The organism is Pseudoalteromonas sp. C8 (assembly GCF_011378685.1).
Taxonomy (GTDB): Bacteria; Pseudomonadota; Gammaproteobacteria; order Enterobacterales; family Alteromonadaceae; genus Pseudoalteromonas; species Pseudoalteromonas arctica.
On sequence record NZ_WTKT01000020.1, the window covers coordinates 43,806 to 62,459 of the forward strand.

The 18,654-nt window shown below is 38.5% G+C and carries 18 protein-coding genes and 1 tRNA gene; 9 read left to right on the forward strand and 10 right to left on the reverse strand.

Annotated elements, in window-relative coordinates; all coding sequences use genetic code 11:
• Positions 1-59: 59 nt before the first annotated feature.
• The 3 genes from GQR39_RS16905 to GQR39_RS16915 all read left to right on the forward strand — a co-directional run bounded on the left by GQR39_RS16905 (position 60) and on the right by GQR39_RS16915 (position 3,239).
• Positions 60-650 carry a LuxR C-terminal-related transcriptional regulator gene (locus GQR39_RS16905; protein ID WP_165721603.1) on the forward strand — a complete coding sequence of 197 codons (591 nt, stop codon included), beginning with the start codon at positions 60-62 and terminating at the stop codon, positions 648-650.
• 1,038 nt (positions 651-1,688) lie between these two features.
• Positions 1,689-2,819, forward strand: coding sequence for a porin (locus tag GQR39_RS16910; RefSeq protein WP_076924484.1), 1,131 nt, complete (start codon positions 1,689-1,691; stop codon positions 2,817-2,819).
• 12 nt (positions 2,820-2,831) lie between these two features.
• Entirely contained in the window at positions 2,832-3,239 is a 408-nt protein-coding gene (locus GQR39_RS16915) for a phosphate ABC transporter substrate-binding protein (protein ID WP_024590963.1), read from the forward strand.
• A 442-nt stretch (positions 3,240-3,681) separates the two neighbouring features.
• On the opposite strand, the gene GQR39_RS16920 is transcribed toward GQR39_RS16915, so the two are convergent.
• The 8 genes from GQR39_RS16920 to rlmE form a co-directional block, all read right to left on the reverse strand.
• On the reverse strand, positions 3,682-5,307 hold the full coding sequence (locus GQR39_RS16920) for a methyl-accepting chemotaxis protein (RefSeq protein ID WP_024590962.1): 1,626 nt from the start codon (positions 5,305-5,307) through the stop codon (positions 3,682-3,684).
• A 198-nt stretch (positions 5,308-5,505) separates the two neighbouring features.
• Positions 5,506-5,590 (reverse strand) — tRNA-Leu (locus GQR39_RS16925).
• 81 nt (positions 5,591-5,671) lie between these two features.
• Complete coding sequence (secG, locus tag GQR39_RS16930) at positions 5,672-6,025, reverse strand: preprotein translocase subunit SecG (RefSeq protein WP_002962769.1); 354 nt, start codon at positions 6,023-6,025, stop codon at positions 5,672-5,674.
• A 1-nt stretch (position 6,026) separates the two neighbouring features.
• The gene (gene tpiA, locus GQR39_RS16935; RefSeq protein WP_165721601.1) at positions 6,027-6,776 is read right to left on the reverse strand and encodes a triose-phosphate isomerase; all 750 of its coding nucleotides are present in this window, start codon (positions 6,774-6,776) and stop codon (positions 6,027-6,029) included.
• Between the two features lie 71 nt (positions 6,777-6,847).
• Entirely contained in the window at positions 6,848-8,197 is a 1,350-nt protein-coding gene (glmM, locus tag GQR39_RS16940) for a phosphoglucosamine mutase (protein WP_165736180.1), read from the reverse strand.
• A complete protein-coding gene (folP, locus tag GQR39_RS16945; protein ID WP_165736181.1) occupies positions 8,197-9,042 on the reverse strand; it encodes a dihydropteroate synthase in 846 nt (281 codons plus the stop codon). The genes glmM and folP overlap by 1 nt, the downstream gene beginning before the upstream one ends.
• 78 nt (positions 9,043-9,120) lie before the next feature.
• The gene (gene ftsH / locus GQR39_RS16950; RefSeq protein WP_032827068.1) at positions 9,121-11,064 is read right to left on the reverse strand and encodes an ATP-dependent zinc metalloprotease FtsH; all 1,944 of its coding nucleotides are present in this window, start codon (positions 11,062-11,064) and stop codon (positions 9,121-9,123) included.
• 66 nt (positions 11,065-11,130) lie between these two features.
• Positions 11,131-11,760, reverse strand: coding sequence for a 23S rRNA (uridine(2552)-2'-O)-methyltransferase RlmE (rlmE, locus tag GQR39_RS16955; RefSeq protein ID WP_007586629.1), 630 nt, complete (start codon positions 11,758-11,760; stop codon positions 11,131-11,133).
• An 88-nt stretch (positions 11,761-11,848) separates the two neighbouring features.
• On the opposite strand from rlmE, the gene yhbY reads away from it, so the two are divergent.
• Positions 11,849-12,145: a ribosome assembly RNA-binding protein YhbY gene (yhbY, locus tag GQR39_RS16960; RefSeq protein ID WP_002963153.1), complete on the forward strand. Its 297-nt coding sequence runs from the start codon at positions 11,849-11,851 to the stop codon at positions 12,143-12,145.
• Positions 12,146-12,225: 80 nt separating this feature from the next.
• On the opposite strand, the gene GQR39_RS16965 is transcribed toward yhbY, so the two are convergent.
• Both GQR39_RS16965 and GQR39_RS16970 read right to left on the reverse strand, forming a co-directional pair.
• On the reverse strand, positions 12,226-12,729 hold the full coding sequence (locus tag GQR39_RS16965) for a histidine phosphatase family protein (protein ID WP_165736182.1): 504 nt from the start codon (positions 12,727-12,729) through the stop codon (positions 12,226-12,228).
• Positions 12,726-13,880: a serine hydrolase domain-containing protein gene (locus GQR39_RS16970; RefSeq protein ID WP_165736183.1), complete on the reverse strand. Its 1,155-nt coding sequence runs from the start codon at positions 13,878-13,880 to the stop codon at positions 12,726-12,728. The genes GQR39_RS16965 and GQR39_RS16970 overlap by 4 nt, the downstream gene beginning before the upstream one ends.
• Positions 13,881-13,993: 113 nt before the next feature.
• Here GQR39_RS16970 and GQR39_RS16975 point away from each other — a divergent pair, with 113 nt between their 5' ends.
• The 5 genes from GQR39_RS16975 (at position 13,994) to GQR39_RS16995 (ending at position 18,472) form a co-directional block, all read left to right on the forward strand.
• Complete coding sequence (locus GQR39_RS16975; RefSeq protein ID WP_024606927.1) at positions 13,994-14,797, forward strand: hypothetical protein; 804 nt, start codon at positions 13,994-13,996, stop codon at positions 14,795-14,797.
• Between the two features lie 477 nt (positions 14,798-15,274).
• On the forward strand, positions 15,275-16,057 hold the full coding sequence (locus GQR39_RS16980; protein ID WP_007586620.1) for a MipA/OmpV family protein: 783 nt from the start codon (positions 15,275-15,277) through the stop codon (positions 16,055-16,057).
• Complete coding sequence (locus GQR39_RS16985; protein WP_007586617.1) at positions 16,047-16,430, forward strand: DUF3019 domain-containing protein; 384 nt, start codon at positions 16,047-16,049, stop codon at positions 16,428-16,430. Before GQR39_RS16980 ends, GQR39_RS16985 begins: the two co-directional genes overlap by 11 nt.
• A gap of 25 nt (positions 16,431-16,455) precedes the next feature.
• The gene (locus GQR39_RS16990; protein ID WP_024590954.1) at positions 16,456-17,160 is read left to right on the forward strand and encodes a response regulator transcription factor; all 705 of its coding nucleotides are present in this window, start codon (positions 16,456-16,458) and stop codon (positions 17,158-17,160) included.
• 19 nt (positions 17,161-17,179) lie between these two features.
• Positions 17,180-18,472 (forward strand): ATP-binding protein, encoded by a 1,293-nt coding sequence (locus GQR39_RS16995; protein WP_165736184.1) that lies wholly within the window; start codon positions 17,180-17,182, stop codon positions 18,470-18,472.
• The last annotated feature ends 182 nt before the right edge of the window (positions 18,473-18,654 follow it).

An 18,654-nucleotide genomic window follows, 5' to 3' on the forward strand; every position in this document is an offset into this window, starting at 1 on the left:
ATTGAAATTAACTAAAAATAAGAATATAGTACTAAAATGTAGTCTATGGATAGAATATTATGAATATTGAAAACACAGCTGATAAAAGCCTCAAATGCTTCACAAATCCAAATTACACTTCACTTTTTTGTGTTGCAGCTGACTTCAACGTTTTACTTGTTAATTATCAAGCTTTAAACGTCATTACCAATTATGAACTTATTAATCAATTCATGCTAAAAAATGGTCACCAAGGACTGGTAATTTTTGATGTCCCAAAAGACTGCGATGTACTGGCATTAAAAGAGTGGCCAAATTTAAAAGGATTGTTTTACGAAGGCACTGACGAAGTACTACTTCAACAAGGATTAGAAGCCATTGAACAAGGAAAGTTATGGTTCCCTCGTGCAGTAACCGATGATTGGATGAGGCAAATGCTAGCGAGTGAACAACAAACTACGTTGCAATCAAACAACTTAACCTGCAAGGAAATGAAAGTATTAAACTTATTATTTTCTGGCTTACATTCAAGTGCAATTGCCGACACTTTATTTATAAGTGAAGCTACTGTTCGAGTCCACCTACACAAGGTTTACCAAAAAATTGCTGTAAAAAATAAGCAGCAAGCATTACTTTGGTGTCAAAAAAACTTAAATAAGATCAATAGTTAAGCGGGCTTACTTGAAACCTTATTGTGTCTACTCGACTTTGACTCTGACTCTGACTCTGACTCTGAATTATTATTTCAACTGAAAGCATAAAGTCAAAGTTGGACCCACTTAAATACCCTATACAACCAGCAACTTTCTTTTCTTAAACAGCACTCTGGAAGTGCCTTTCATGTCGAGTCAATATCAAAAATCCACTTTTTCGAACTTAATACTGCAAATAAAAATTATACTTTTCTCCTTACTATTTATTAATACCTGAAATAATTACAAGGTATTGATATTACTTATTGTATAAAGCAGTGGCCCGGCACCACAAACTTTCAGATCTCCAGCAAATAATGGACCAGGCCCTAGAGTAGTAATTACTGATAACGAAGGCCACCACTTTCAGAATGCTTGACTCTCCATAGGTGAATTACAATTAATCACTAGTTTTATACTCACGAGGCCATCTGAAAGTACTGCAAAGTATTATTTTGTGTAATGGAGACGCTAAATAGCGAGATATAACCTATCAAAAGACTTACTTCATCGTAACCGTATGCATTCATTGCAAAGCAGCATAATAAAAAACAAGTTAGCTTCTTCATGAGCGCTATTTCCTTTGGACAATCTCGCTAAAAAAAATTTAATCCTATAATAAAACTTCCGTTTAGAAAGTTGCTATTTGCTTATAGCTAACTTTACTTATTAATAATTTCGACTATATATTTACATAAAATATAAACATTTAAACCAAGTAACTTATGTGAAATACATAGAGTTAAGTAATAGCAACTTTATGTAGCAGTAAATACAGCTCTGATGGCTTACAGATAAAATTATAAAAATAAGTTACAGGAGGCATATTTTTGTACCCGAAGACAGGGCTAAACATTTTTAAACACAAACATTCGCACCTGATTAATTTAAAAAACAAAATAATATTGACTAAAAATTAAATAAAAACCTTAAACCATTCTGTTTATTAGATAAATACTCGTTATGCACTTATACTAATAAAGAAATCAACATTTAAATAACAAATAGGAACAACATATGAAAAAGCTATCTGTAGCAGTGGCTGTATGTGCAGTTTTAGCATCTAGCTATGCTAGTGCTGAGGTAAGAATTAATGGTTTTGCATCAATTGTCGGTGGTAAAAGTCTGGATAGTGACAGTACTTTGTACGGCTATGATGACGATATCTCTTTTAAAAATGAGAGTAAATTCGCTTTACAATTATCTGCAGACCTACATGAAAAGCTAACAGCTACGGCTCAAATTATTGCGCGTGGAGAGGATGACTTTGACGCTACATTCGAATGGGCATACGTTACTTATGAATACAGCGATGAACTGCAATTTAGCGCTGGTAAAATGCGTGTTCCTTTTTACAAGTATTCTGATTTCTTGGATGTAGGTTATGCTTATCGCTGGGTACGTCCGCCAAAATCAGTATACGGTATCCCATTTTCAACTTATGAAGGCGTTAGTGTAGTTTACAGCTCTCAATTGGGTGATTGGGATTCTACGCTTCAAGGCTTTTATGGTGCATTCGATGGTGATATTGACGTATTTGGAACAGAATTACCTGCTGAATTAAATAATTTAGGCGGTATAAACTGGAGTCTATCATACGACTGGTTCAGTGCGCGAGCTGCATACATTGTGGCCGACACTAGCATTTCTTCAGAGGATAGCGGCCTAATTGGTCTCGTAAGTGTATTGTCTGATAGTGGCTTAACTAATACTGCGAATGACCTAATCACTGAAGAAGATAAAACGAGCTTCGTTGGCGTTGGTTTTTCTATTGATTATGAAAACTTTTTGTTTGATGCCGAATATACGCAATTTGAGGTTGAAGACAGTATACTACCAGAACAGTCACAGTATTACGCATCAGTTGGTTACCGTATTGACAGTGTAATTGTTCATTTTACTTATGAAGACAATGATGACAAACATGACTCATCACGTTTTAATACCATTGAGTCAATACCAACCTTAAATTCAGCTGTAAATGGTGCTCTTGAAGGTCTTCGTGCACAAAGTAACGTATACACAATTGGTGCACGTTATGATTTTCATCCTTCCGCTGCTTTCAAGATCGACTTTAGTCGTTTTGAAGATGACATAACTGATACAGAGACGGATGTTGTAGCTGTCGGTGTAGATCTTGTCTTTTAATTGGAGCTTATGATGAAAAAATTAATTTTAGTAAGTGCACTTTCATTGTGCTCAATTAATGTATTTGCAGAAGTTGCTGTGATTATTAATCCAAGCAATGCTAGCTCTGTAGATGCTGACACAATAAAAAAGATTTATCTGGGAAAAAGTAAGTCATTTAGTAATGGCGATAAAGTTAATCCTATAAATCAAGACGGTACATCTGTAGCTGATGAATTTAACGACAAAGTAGTGGGTAAGTCTAGCAGTCAGTTAAATGCATATTGGTCAAAGCTTGTATTTACAGGTAAAGGTACCCCGCCTGAAAAACTAACATCTGACCAAGCTGTTATTGATTTTGTTGCAGCTAATGGAAATGCAATTGGCTATGTTGATAGTGCTAAAGTGACCGATAAAGTAAAAGTAATTGCGACCTTTTAGCAGTGAAATTGATATAAAAACCACCCAGAGGTTAATACAGATAGGTTGAGAAATATTTAACCAATCGATAAACCGGCCTTCTGGTTCGTTTATGAAGGCTTCTGAATTTATTCAGAGGCCTTTTTTTTGCAACCCACTACAACACTTTCTCTAGCCAATAGCTACGCACCCAATTCAGAAGACTTCTGTCAACTGAGTGTTACGACGTGTGCAATTAATATTATTAACTTAATTCAGACTATGTTTATTGTGAACTCAGGGAGTATCCCTAAATAAATAGAGCAATAGTAAGCTAAAGTAGAGCATCACATATTACTAATAAAGCGGGAGTGGACATATACTAGGTATGTCAAACCAGATATCCAAACAAAAAAGCCAGTCAGCGGTTAACTAACTGGCATCAACCCTAGGGTAGATTTTTATACTGACTCAGTACTAAGCTTTACTCGATTCTAAACTTAGCGGTTGCATCTAATAGGTTATCAGATAGGTAATGTAGGTTTTTGGCTACGTCGCGTACAGCAAGTAGTGAGTCCATAGTATCTTCGAACGATACATGCATATTTGACACATTATCTACTACCATAGCTGCAACGGATGTTTGTTCCTCAGTCGCTGCTGCTATTTGCGAATTCATACCATTAATTTCTAACATTTGCTCTGCGATTTTCTCTATTGAAATACCTGTTTTTTCTGCGGCTGTAGCATTATCTGTTGCCATATCACGTGCTGAAGTCATAGCAGCAACAGATTCATTTGCGGCAGTCGTTAATGATCCCAATAGTTCACGTATTTCATTAGTAGAATGTGCAGTGCGAGAAGCCAGTTCACGAACCTCATCTGCCACTACAGCAAAGCCTCTTCCATGTTCACCTGCTCGTGCAGCTTCAATAGCAGCATTAAGAGCAAGTAAGTTTGTCTGATCTGCAATAGACGTAATTACATTCAAAATCTGCGATACATTTTTTGTATCGTCTGCAAGCTTATTAATAGTCCCTGCAGCTCGATTAATTTCATCACTGAGCGTACGAGAAGCGGTAACTGACATCTGTACTTGTGTACGACTTTGTTCAACTTCTTTCTCGGCCGTTTCAGCAGCGTGAGAAGCGTTAGCTGCAGATTCTGATATATCACCAACACTCTGTTTCATTTCTTCCATAGATTGCTTAACAATTTCAGCATCAGTGGTTTGCTTTGTTGTAGCACGCTCAGCTTGTTCCATACCTTGAACTAATCGTGTTGAGTTTTCCATTAAAGGCTCACATACAGCAATAACTTCAAGAACTGTTTCTCTTAGTAAGGAAATAAATGCGTTAAAATTAATAGAGACTTGGCCAATTTCGTCTTCTGAGTTAACAGATAGCTGTGTGCTTAAAGAACCATTGCCGCTTGCTAATAAACTAAGGTTGTTAGCTGCATCACTCGCAGATGAACCTATATTCTTAGCAATCCAAATAGCCATAAACAATAATAAAATTAATGAAATAATGGATACAGCTAACATTAGAGTTAATGCTTCATCAGAGCGCGCTTTAGTGTTGGCAACCAGTTCAAAAAAACGATTATCCGCTTTTTGTTGAGCGCCTTTAAAACTTTCTAAGACAGATCCATATAAACTTGTTTTAAGCTGCGCTTGTTGCTGAATCTTACTAAAATCAGCAGTACCGTTAACCATACCTGTAGCAATACTTGAGGATATTTTTTCATAATCTGACAACTCATTAATAATATCGTTATTAATGTAGGAGTTATTAAGTTGCGTTATTAAGGTAATATTAGACTCTAAAGTTTGATATACCTCGTCTGCTTTAACTATAAGATCTTGCTCACCAAACGTAACCGCTTGGGTATAAAGTTCATCAAGTTTTTCTAAAAGCCCTACGTTTTGCGACGTTATTTTTACAACCTTATACGATGAGTTACTCATTTCATCGAGAGAAACCTTATTATCATTCATAGCTAAATAGTTTATCAATACGATCACTATGAAAGCCACTACCGCAATGCATGTTATTGCATGTATTTTTTTTGTTATGCTTAGGTTTTGAAAAGAGAAGCCTGAAGCCATACTGTGCTACCTTATTTTATTGTCTATATCTATTATCGGCTTGATATCTATAAGTGTGAGCTAAATTTGTAATATTTCTAGTTTTTTCTAACAAATAGAAGAATTATTTAACAATAAACACACATCGCTCATAAAACAATCACAATAAATTACAGATACAAAAAAACCAGTAACATCACTGCTACTGGTTTCTAAATTTGGTGCGGATGGGGGGACTTGAACCCCCATGCCCTAAAGCACCACCCCCTCAAGGTGGCGTGTCTACCAATTCCACCACATCCGCATTTTTTAAGCTTTCGCTTAATTGTTAAACATGTGATTTATTTGAGGACTATAAATCGTTTAACGATAGCTTTACGCTAAATTAGTTTGGTACGTCAGAGCTTTGCTCTTTAGTAGATGTTACTGGAACATCTTCTTCAACAGGAACTACTGTTTCTACTGCTGGAGCTGCTTCTAGGTTTTCCCATTCGTCAGTCTTTTTAATTTGACCAGCAGTTAGGTTTCCTAACACAATGCTTAATACAAAAAATACCGTTGCTAAGCTTGTGGTTGTTTTTGTCATAAAGTTACCTGCACCTGACGAACCAAAAACTGTGCCTGATGCACCAGCGCCAAATGAAGAACCCATATCTGCGCCTTTACCTTGTTGAATTAAAACCATTCCAACTAGAGCCAAAGCCACAACTAAATAAACTACTAATAAAATTTCGTACATCTTATACAGTCCCTTTTGCACTGTTACAGATTGCAGTAAAAGATTCTGCTTTTAGACTTGCGCCGCCAATTAAGCCGCCATCTATATCTGTTTGTGCAAATAATAATTCGCTATTTTTTTCATTAACGCTACCACCATATAAGATGGCAAGCCCTTGTGCTAAATTGCTATCAAGTGATGCAACTTTGTCACGGATAAATTTATGAACAGTTTGTGCCTGCTCTGGCGATGCAGTCTTACCTGTGCCTATGGCCCAAACGGGCTCGTATGCTATCACAGAATCTTTCAGTGCTGCTACACCTAATTTCTCTATTACTGCATCAATTTGTGCAGCAACTACTTGTTCGGTTTGACCGTTTGCTTGCTCACTTTCGCTCTCGCCTACACATAATATTGGTGTTAACCCAACTTGCTGTGCTCTAGCAAACTTTTCAGCGACTGTTGCATTACTTTCGTTATAAATACTGCGGCGTTCAGAATGACCAACGAGTACGTAAGTTGCACCTAAATCTTTTATAAGCTGCGCATCAACTTCACCAGTAAATGCGCCAGGCGTATTTTCAGAAACAGTTTGAGCTCCTGTAGAAACACCGCTAGCTACCATTGCTGGTACAAGTGGGAATGGAGGAAATAAAACAATGTCCATCTCTTGTGATTTTACATCGTTAATAGCGTCAGACATTTGTTTAACTAACTCTAAAGAGCCATTCATTTTCCAGTTGCCTGCGACCATCGCCTTGCGTATTGCCATTATCCACTCCACATTAGAAAGCGGGCGAGATATTAACTTTTCTCGCCCAAAGTTACAAGAGATTATTGTTATTAATCAGTTTGTTTGCTCATAGATTCTACAACAGCTGCAATTTTTTGAGCGCTGTCTATTACAATCTTTTCTTGCTCGGCTTCAACCATAACACGAACCACAGGTTCAGTGCCTGACTTACGCAGTAAAACACGGCCTTTATCGCCTAAAGCAAGCTCTACTTCTGCTACAGCTGAAAGCACTTCTGGTGCTTTTGTCGGGTCAGTTCCAGCTGTATAACGCACGTTAATCATCTTCATTGGATACTTGGTAAAACCAGCGCCTAAGTCTTGCAATGTACGATTTTGTGCAACCATAGCAGCAAGTACTTGTAAGCTTGAAATAATACCATCACCCGTGCTAATTAAATCTAGATTTAGTACATGGCCAGAGCTTTCACCGCCAATTTTCCAGCCTTTTTGCTGTAGTAATTCCATAACATAGCGATCCCCTACTTTACTGCGAGCAAACTCGATACCTTTTGCTTTTAAAGCATTTTCAAGGCCCATGTTAGACATAACAGTGCCAACTACACCGCCACCCAAATTATCATCCTCGGCTGCTTGGCAAGCAATAATATAAACCAGATCATCACCATCAAATACACGGCCATTATGATCAACCATCATTACGCGGTCACCATCACCATCGTATGCAATACCTACGTCGGCTTTAAGTTCAAGCACTTTACGTTTAAGGGTGTCTACGTGAGTAGCGCCACATTCATGATTGATATTAACGCCGTTAGGCTCGCATGCATGCGTTATAACTTCTGCACCAAGTTCACGCATAACAGAAGGAGCTATATGGTACGTAGCGCCATTTGCGCAATCGACAACAATTTTAAGACCTTTTAAAGACAGGCCTTGCGGGAACTGGCTCTTACAAAACTCTATATACCGACCATCCGCACTGACTAAACGCGATGCTTTGCCTAATTTGTCTGAAGCAACACATGTCATTTGCTCATCAAGCATCGCTTCAATTTCAAGTTCTACTGCATCATCAAGCTTTAAGCCTTGACCATTGAAAAACTTAATACCGTTATCGTAATACGGATTATGTGAGGCACTAATTACAATACCGGCCTCAGCACGAAATGTTTGCGCTAAATAAGCGACGGCCGGTGTCGGCATAGGGCCTAGTAATACAACATCAATGCCAGCGGCAATTAAACCAGCCTCAAGTGCGGTTTCAAGCATGTAGCCCGAAATACGCGTATCTTTACCAATAATTACTTTTTTAGTACCACTTTGCGATAATACACGCCCAGCAGCCCAGCCTAGCTTCATTGCAAACTCAGGGTTTATTGGAGCAGCGCCTACAAGTCCACGCACGCCATCGGTGCCAAAATATTTTCTTTCTTTCATTATGCCATTCCTTCCTCGCAGGCTTGATAAACACCAAGTACATCTGCGGTTTCTTTTACGTCATGTACACGAATAATTTTTGCGCCATTTTGCGCTGCGATTAACGCACCCGCTAAGCTGCCCGCTAACCGTTCATTTGTATCTCTGTTTAATAAATTACCTATCATCGATTTACGAGATAATCCGGCCAATAATGGCAAACCTAATTTATTAAAATCATCAAACTTAGCCAATATTTGATAGTTATGACTAAGCGTTTTTCCAAATCCAAAACCTGGGTCTAGAATAAGTCGTTCAAACTTAATCCCAGCTGTTTCACATGCTTTAATACGTTCACTAAAAAACATACTTATATCTGCAAACAAATTATCGTAATGAGGTGACGATTGCATGCTCCGGGGCTGCCCTTGCATATGCATTAAACAAATTGCTACATCTTCATACTGCGCAACCGTTTCTAAGGCGTCTATTTCTTGTAAAGCTCTAACATCATTGACTATATCTGCCCCTGCAAGTATTGCTTGCTCCATTACCTGTGCTTTACTGGTATCAATTGAAATAACGCAATCACTGTGCTGACGTATCGCTTTAATAGCAGGGATTACTCGAGCAAGTTCATCTTCTAAGCTAACATCTGGCGCGCCTGGGCGAGTAGATTCTCCCCCTATATCTAAAATTGTCGCACCGTCATCTAATAATTGCATTGCGCGTTTTAGCGCTATTTTGGGATCTAAAAACTGCCCACCATCAGAAAATGAATCCGGCGTTACATTTAATATTCCCATAATAACGGGCTTTTCAAGATTAAGCGTACGCCCTCTCGGAAGCTTTAATATGTTAGTCATTGCCAACCTTTATTCTTTTTCTAAATAGCTGATACAAAAAAGCCCCGAAGTTCGGGGCTTTCATTACTATTTTAACGATTATTCAGCTTTGTCATCAAGGTTTGTTTCATCTTTTTTTGATGAATCATCAGTCTTTTGACTTTCATCAGCAACTGGTTCTTGAGGTTCTTCCGCTTTTACCGGTTTAGCTTCATGACGGTCATGTGCATCACGCGGTTCACGTACTGGTTGGCGTGCCATTAAATCATCAATTTGCTTAGCATCAATAGTTTCGTATTTCATTAACGCATCTTTCATTGAGTGAAGAATATCAATATTTTCTTTTAATATTTCCTCTGCTCTTTGATAGTTACGATCTGAAAGTAATCGAACCTCTGCATCAATTACTTTTGCCGTGTCGTCCGACATGCTAGATGAACGACTACCGCCACCACCCATATACATTTCGTTCTGATCTTCAGCGTAAAGTAACGGACCTAGTTTTTCACTTAAACCCCAATGTGTAACCATTTTACGCGCTATATCTGTAGCTCGTTCAATGTCATTACTTGCACCCGTTGTTACTTTATCTGCGCCGTAAATAAGCGCTTCAGCAATACGGCCACCATAAAGGCTAGAAATCATTGATTCTAAAAGCTCTTTTGAATGGCTAACACGATCTTGTTCAGGCAAGTACATTGTTACACCCAGCGCACGGCCACGTGGAATAATAGATACTTTATAAACCGGATCATGTTCTGGCACCATACGACCAACAATTGCATGGCCTGCTTCATGGTATGCAGTCATTGCTTTTTCTTGCTCGCTCATCACCATGGTCTTGCGCTCTGCGCCCATCATGATCTTATCTTTAGCAGCGTCAAATTCAGCCATACTTACAACACGTTTATTACCACGTGCAGCATAAAGTGCAGCTTCGTTTACTAAGTTTGCTAAATCCGCGCCAGAGAAACCTGGAGTACCACGTGCTATAAGAGCAGCTTCTACGTTATCGCCTAATGGCACTTTACGCATGTGTACTTTAAGTATTTGCTCACGACCACGAATATCAGGTAAACCTACTTCAACTTGACGGTCAAAACGACCTGGACGAAGTAATGCAGGGTCTAATACATCTGGTCGGTTAGTTGCTGCAATAACGATTATACCTTCGTTACCACCAAAACCATCCATCTCTACTAGCATTTGGTTAAGTGTTTGCTCTCGTTCATCGTTACCGCCGCCCATACCTGCGCCACGTTTACGACCAACCGCATCAATCTCATCTATAAAGATAATACAAGGTGCCGCTTTTTTAGCTTGCTCAAACATGTCACGTACACGTGACGCACCAACACCCACAAACATTTCAACAAAATCTGAACCAGAAATTGTAAAAAATGGCACTTTAGCTTCACCAGCAACAGCCTTCGCAAGTAACGTTTTACCGGTACCTGGAGGACCAACCATTAGTACACCTTTAGGAATACTACCGCCAAGTTTTTGAAACTTAGAAGGATCTCTTAAAAAGTCTACCAGCTCAGTAACATCTTCTTTTGCTTCATCACAACCTGCAACATCAGCAAACGTTGTTTTAATTTGGTCTTCGCTCATTAAGCGAGCTTTACTCTTACCAAATGACATAGCGCCTTTACCGCCGCCGCCTTGCATTTGACGCATGAAGAATATCCATACACCTATAAGCAGTATCATCGGGAACCAAGAAATAAATATACTTGCTAAGAATGATTGTTCTTCAGGTTGTACACCCTTCACATTTACATCATTTTTAAGTAAATCATTTATTAAGTCTTCATCGTACATTGGCATCGTTGTTTGAAAACGCTCACCACTGCTCTTAGTACCAGTAATATTTCCTGTACCGCGGTCGATAATAACTTCTTGTAAAGAGCCACTGCGGACATCTTTTACAAATTGAGTGTAACTTGTTTGACGATCAACTTGCTCGCCGCCATTAAAGCTCTGAAAGACTGACATCAGCACAACTGCAATCACCAGCCATAGTATTAAATTTTTCGCCATATCGCTCAAGGGGTTAACCTCTTGTATCCAATTAATTTAAATTCAACTAAACGCCAAGCAACTGTACTACAGTTTGTATCCAGTCGCTACTATATATACTTCCCGAGAACGGGCACGTGAGGCATCAGGTTTGCGTATTTTCACTGCTTTAAAACTATTACGTACATCTTGCAAGTATTGATCAAAGCCTTCTCCTTGGAAAACTTTAACAATAAATGCGCCATTTTTCTTTAGTACTTGACTACACATATCCAGCGCAAGTTCTACCAAATACATACTACCCGCTTGATCTACTGAGTTATTGCCACTCATATTTGGTGCCATGTCAGAGAGTACCACATCAACATTTTTACCATCAATACGTTTTAACAACGCATTTAATACAGCCTCCTCACGAAAGTCACCTTGTAAGAAGTCAACACCCGCAAGTGAATCCATCGGCAATATATCACACGCGATCACTTGGCCTTTGTCACCTACTTTCTCAGCCAAATATTGAGACCAACTTCCTGGAGCCGCCCCTAAATCAACAACTGTCATACCTGGACGAAGTATTTTATCTCTATTTTGTACTTCATCTAATTTAAAAACCGCTCGGGAACGCCAGCCTTTTTTTTGCGCTTCTTGAACATATTTATCATCAAAATGTTCTTTCAGCCATCGTTGTGAACTGGCTGACTGTTTTTTATTTGTCATAAATTAACACGCAACTAATTAGTAATATTCTCTAGATGGCGTTAGAATACCCTTAATTCAAGCCATATTCAGCAAAATTTGTATAAACATGACATTATCAAACAAACAAAAGCAGTTTTTAAAAGGTCAGGCACATAGCCTTAAGCCTGTAGTTTTACTAGGTTCTAACGGTTTAACCGAAGGCGTAGTAGTAGAAATTCAAAGTGCATTAGAAATTCACGAATTAATCAAAGTTAAAGTTCCAACTGACGATCGTGAAACAAAAGCACTAATTTTTGAAGCAATCGTACGTGAAACTGGTGCGACTAAGCTACAAACGATAGGTCACACTATTGTGCTTTATCGTCAAAGCGTTGAGAAAAAAATACATTTACCGCGTAACTAATTATTCCTGTTAAAGGATTTAGTGCGTTTAAATTGAAAAAACCAGCTTAATGCTGGTTTTTTATTATTTAACGTTTTAAATCAAAAACTCATTTTATGATGGGTTACATCATATTCACTACCATTACTACTGGGCTTCTTATTCAATATAAAGTACTGAGTAAATTGTGTTTCACTCATTGCTGGCACTTTTTCATTCGAAAGTAGCTCGGCTAGTTGCGGTGTTGTATTACTGTGCCCAATAACAACAACCACTCCCTTTAGTTTTAGTAACTCATTTTTTAGATCACTTAGCTTACCTGCGTTATACACATTTATTTTGGTATTAAAATGTGCCTGCAAAGGTGCGGCTGTTTGCAATGTGCGTTTATAGTTGCTGCTAAAAAGATGTATATTTTGATGTTCTTTAAACAACGTAACTAAATTATTTGCACGTGCCTTTCCCACCTCTGAGAGCGCTGGATTTTTACCCGTTAACTTTTCGCTATGACGAAACAAATATATCTCATCAGGTGCTGCAAACACTAAACTACAATTGAATGACATGACTAAAAAAGTGATTGCTAATATTATTTTACTCTTCATATTTTTTTACCTCGTTTGTATTCTAATAGCCTGTCGATAAATTCAGTCGTTAGCTCATTGATTACGCCGGTTTCAGCATTAACTATTAAGCTAAAACCAATATTTAAGTGAGGAAATACAACCACATCACTTCTATATCCTTGCACCCAGCCACTATGATAGTAAAGTGTTTCATCAGCATAGTTATAGACGCGCCAACCTAACCCGTAATAAGCCTCATTAAGGTGTTTTTTCCACACTCTGCGATGCATTTCTTTTTTTGTATGTGTATAAGGACGCGTTTGCTTTGCTAGAGTATCCAATGACAAAACATCAGGGTAATGCCCTAGCTGGGCTTTTAACCAAATGGCCATGTCACTTGCACTCGCGTTTACACCCGCTGCAGGTCCCACTTTATAATAATTTTTTTTAAGCTTAGCGCTATACCAGCGCTTTTTACCCCGCACATGAGGTAGAGCATAATTATTGTCATGCACCATTTGTTCAAAACCTAAGCTCGCATCACTCATTTTTAATGGCTCAAAAATAGCTTCTCGTAACCACTGTCCGTAACTTTTATCGGTGCTTTGTAATATCACATCGCCTATAAGACTAAACATAACGTTTTGATAGCCATAACATTCGCCGGGTTTGCAAATTGGTTTGACGCTAAGCAGCTTTTCAACAATACCTGGGTAATCCATACGAGATTCAATTAAATTGTCGTATGCATTAGGAACTAATCCACTTGAATGGCTCAAAAGATGAAACACCTTTAAATCATCTTGATAAACAGTCCCTTTAAAATCAGTTATGTATTCGCTAACAGGCTTATCTAATTCCAGTAGGCCGTTAGCAGCCAATTTAACTGATAACGAGCCTGCAAATGTCTTCGAAACAGACGCGAGTCTAAACCGAGTATGCTTATTAACTTTTTGTCCATTTCGTGATTTAGTTACGCCCATGGTGTGGATGTAATCTGAATTGTTTATATTTACAATCGAAAGCGCTGCACCGGGTATACCTTTACTTTTTAATTTTTTTTGTGCGTAACGGCCGTACTTTTTTACAAATGCATCCCAATCAGGATCCGCTTTTGCTGCAAAACCCACAGAACTAAACAGCAAACACAAAGCAGATAGGCAATACAATAAAGAGTTGAGATACTTCATTTTTTATAAATTTTATCTTTTTAACTAAATCTGCGCAGATAATATCATGAAGTTTTGTTTGGACTAACGTACAATACGACGATTATTTGGTTTTAAGCGAGTGTTTAGTACTTATGCGTTTTTTAGTTGTGTCACTTTTTATTTTATTAACAACTGGTTGTGCTATTACAAAGCAACCGGCCGAACCACTGGCTATGCCATTAAAGCCAACATTAAAAAGTCAGACCTATCAACTTGAGTACACTACAGAGCACTCATCTCCAAAAGTTAAATCGGTTCAACTTCCTGCACATAAAGTAGTTAGAAACCAAACAGTAAAAATCATTACCGATAAGGCAAGCGTAACCGATAAACTTCTATCGCAAATTAGCCAAGCACTGAACGATAAACAACTAAAAGTAACAACTAAAAATAACAGTGACTACACACTGACTATTCAGCAACTCGATTTAACTTTCACAGACGATACTAAGTACGCAATAAAGCAACCAGAGAAGCCATTTACTTTATATTCAAATGTTGCCCAGCAATACCCAACACAGCAGTGCGCTGCAATATTTGCACAAGTTAGTATGCGTCTCACGCACAAGTCATCGGGTGATGTTGTTTGGTTTGCTAAATCTTCAATCGACAGCGCAAGTTTTCATCGTGAACCACTAATTTACAATTTCACCGAAGAGCAAAAAATCACAAATGAGCTTGAGGTTGTCGCTTTTATTCATCAGCAAAACACTGACGAGGCCCGTATTGAAAGACTTGGCAAAGATATTCAAATCCCTCAGTACAAAACATTGTCAAAACTATCTAGCCTCACCAAACTTAGCGGTCCATGTAACAGAACAGAAGTAAGTGCATTAACACCTATGATGCAGTTTTACTTGAGTAGTATATTAATCGATAAAATTAAAGTTCAGTAAATTAGGGTCTGTTGATCTTTACGGATTAAAATTTGTTCAAACTAGGGGCTATTTAATCGCGGCGCGAGATTTGTAACCTAGTGGGCTCGATAACTGCTCCTGCGTTATTCTACTGGCTTACATCCATGTAAGAATAAGTCAAAACCGAGCAACAAAGAGTAAATAGCCCCTAGGAAGAACCCTTTGGGCAGCGCCTGTTTGGCATTAATGCTACGTTATCGCCCATTTATGGGGAATAGCCACACTGCATAGGCTCTGCCTTACCTAAATACCAAACAGACTGCTGCAAATTTAACCTTGAAAGATCAACAGACCTAACACTTACTACATTTTTTTACAGATTAAAGGAACGAATTAACAATATACTACGCTTAATAACAAATAATAATTAGGCCCTAAGGGATGAGAAACGCTTTGCTTAACCATACTTTACTGAGCATAACACTGCTTTTTTGCTGCATTTTTAGCACGTCGAGTATGGCAAGTAACCGCTATTATGCAGATAATACGTTAGAGCCAACCCAAGGCTTTGCGTGGGATTGGAGTGCTGGTGCGGGCTTTTATATTGAAGATTCTTACCTTGTCGGCATTGAGTCTTACGATAAAGGCGTTGAGCTCGACTTAAGTCTTGCTGTTTCCTACGATAAATTTTACCTTGATTTCGATCACAATCAACTCAGTGGCGGCCTTGTAATAGGCTACAGTCTTATAGATAAATTTGATTGGGGCCTAGATATATTAGGCACAAATACTCAAGCTGGATTTGACGAAAAAGGCCTCGGATTTTATAACCATGGTGTTATAAAAGAACTCCAAGGTATAAAAAAACGTAATTACGACTTTGACGTCGGCCTTCGACTTTCTCGTCGATTTGAAAATTCTCAATTCTCTTTTGAATACCTTCATGACGTATCTGGCGCGCACAATGGCTGGGTTATAAATAGCTTTTTTAGTCACATTTTGCCGTGGCGAAACTGGGAGTTTAGATCTGGTGTTGGTTTAAGCGCCTACTCTGCTGACTTTACCAATTATTACTTTGGTATTGATAGCGATGAAGCCACCAGCCTTCGCCCGGTTTATAGCAGCAATGCCAGTACTAGTATTATTTTTGAGTTCCATGCTGAGTACCCAATAAGCCAAGATTGGGTGTTTTTATCCGGCTGGCTTACCACATGGTTTTCAAAAGAGATTGACGACAGTCCAATTATTTCCCAAGGATATCAACACAAAGCCAAGGTAGGCCTACGTTATGTATTTTAGATGGATCTGTGTATTACTGATCTTCCCCAGTACTTTTACTGTTAAAGCTCAGGAACCTCCTGAAGCACTTATAGCAGTTCCAGACACCTGCGTTGCATTGCGCGAAGGGCGAAATTGCTATGCTGACGTAACGCTAACGTGGGAGCAACCTATCATTGGTAATTACTGCCTACGTGACGCCACCTCAAAGTACATAATGCAATGTTGGCTCAAGCAACAGAGCGGTACCTTTAATTATGCATTTGATTCACAGCAAAGTATTTCATTTGAACTATTTGACAGCAATACCTCTAAAATAATTAGTATTGCCGAAGTAAAGCTTCAATGGGTATATCAAAACAGGCAAAAAAAGCGCCGCTGGCGACTATTTTAATACCAATCGCATTAAGGATATTTTCATGGATAACTATGGCACTATTTTACTCGTTGAAGACGATGTATCACTTGCTCAATGGGTTGCTGAATACTTAACAGAGCAAGGCTACACAACGCATGTTTGTCACAGAGGTGACGAAGTAATTAGCCAAGTCAAAACGTTAAATCCAAATATCGTGCTCCTTGATATTATGCTTCCAGGGCAAGATGGTATAAGCGTGTGTAGAGAACTTCGTAGTTTTTATAATTCGCCCATCATAATGCTCACCGCACGCGATGAAGAAATGGATGAGGTCATTGGTCTAGAAGTAGGTGCAAGCGACTACATAATGAAACCTGTGCGCCCTCGTGCATTGCTAGCGCGTATAAAAGCAGCCCTTCGCCAAAACAATGAGCCAAATACCCCACACGTTAACGAGAGTGTTATTAATGTTGGTACGCTTAGTATTGATACCGAATCTAGAAATGTAAAACTCAACAAGCAAGACGTAAACATATCAAGTGCTGAGTATTTACTGCTTCATTACCTTGCGAGCAATGCAGGCCAAGTGGTCTCGCGTGACGCTGTATTTAAAGCAACCAAAGGCAGAGAATACGATGGGCTTGATAGAAGTGTTGATGTACTTATTTCTGCACTTCGTAAAAAGTTTAATGATGATCCACAAAACCCTGAAAAAATTAAAACTATTTGGGGCCGTGGATATTTACTTGTTTCTACTGCGTGGTAATAAAGTGATGAATAAATAAATGAAAAAGTTTTATATATCGCTTTTAGGCAGTGCACTTTTATCTATTGTGGTATTGGGCTGGCTTATTGATGCTTTTAGTCAACAAGCACATACCCCACAGGATGAATTTAGTCAGCAAAGTAAAATGATTATGGGTTTTAGCAAGCAATTAGCTAACATACCCACATCTGAGCGCAGCGATTATGTAAAACAACTGGCGCTAGAGTTTGATGTTTTAATTGATTACAAACCTAATGAATCACTTGCTTTACCGCCTTCTTTATTATTACAAATGCACACGCCGGGTGGGCTGATTTTAGAAGATCAGCAAGGCTTTTATATGCTTTATAGCAGCGCTGTTTTAAATCCTTTTCACTTATCAATGCGTTTAGATAAAATTTTTGATAGCGAGCAACATAACGACATTATATTAACCTTGCTCTTTTACGCAGGCTTATGTGTATTTATGGGGTTTATTATTGCGCCCTTAGCTAAACGATTAACCGTGTTAAATGAAGCCGCTAAAAAGTTTGCCTCAGGTAATGTTCAAGCCCGAATAAAAGTATCGCATTTTACTTACATAAAAGACGTAGAGCTTACCTTTAACCGCATGGCCAGCCAAATAGAGAAACTTGTCGCCGAAAACAAGCTAATGGCTTCAAGTTTATCTCATGATATACGCACCCCTATCGCGTGCCTGCGATTTGGTTTAGATGCGGCATTAGATAGCCATGATGAGCAAAAAGTAAAACAGTATTTAACCCGTATGGAGAACGATTTAGACCATATGGAATCGATGCTTAGTAGCTATTTAGCTTTTGCTACTTTAGAGCAAAATGCTAATAAGCTGACCTATTCATCAACCAATATTAAATCCTACCTTGAAGATATTTTAGTGCAACTTGCACCAAAACTTGAAATGCAAATGCTCAACGTACAACTCAATAGTACCGATAAAACAATAAATGCCGATCTTCACTGGCTTGCTCGCGCAATTACTAATTTATTAACTAACGCATGTGATTTTGCAAGCCAACATATTTACCTCAGTGCAAAGTTACACGAGCAACAGCTTATAATAACGGTAGAAGATGACGGCCCGGGTATCGCTCGAGAAAATTTTAGTAATGTATTTAGCCCATTTTTTAGGGAAGAAGATCACCGTAACAGAGCTGATAAAAGTTACGGCCTTGGTCTAGCTATTGTTGAAAAAGTAGCCGACTGGCATCATGGCAGTGTTAAAGTAAGTAAAAGTACCCAGCTAGGTGGTGCGTGTTTTACTCTCACTATTGCACAGCATCATAATTCGTAAAGCAATAGTTACAGACTGTAATTAACAATTATTAAACAAAATCAACTCGTTATTTTAAACGACTCGATAACAACAATTAAAATCGATGGTTATAACACACACTTTACTTATTAAATTGTGCTAGATCAGCAAATAAGCACTTTTTATTTTTTAACATTTCCAGTAGATTGTCACCGCCGTCA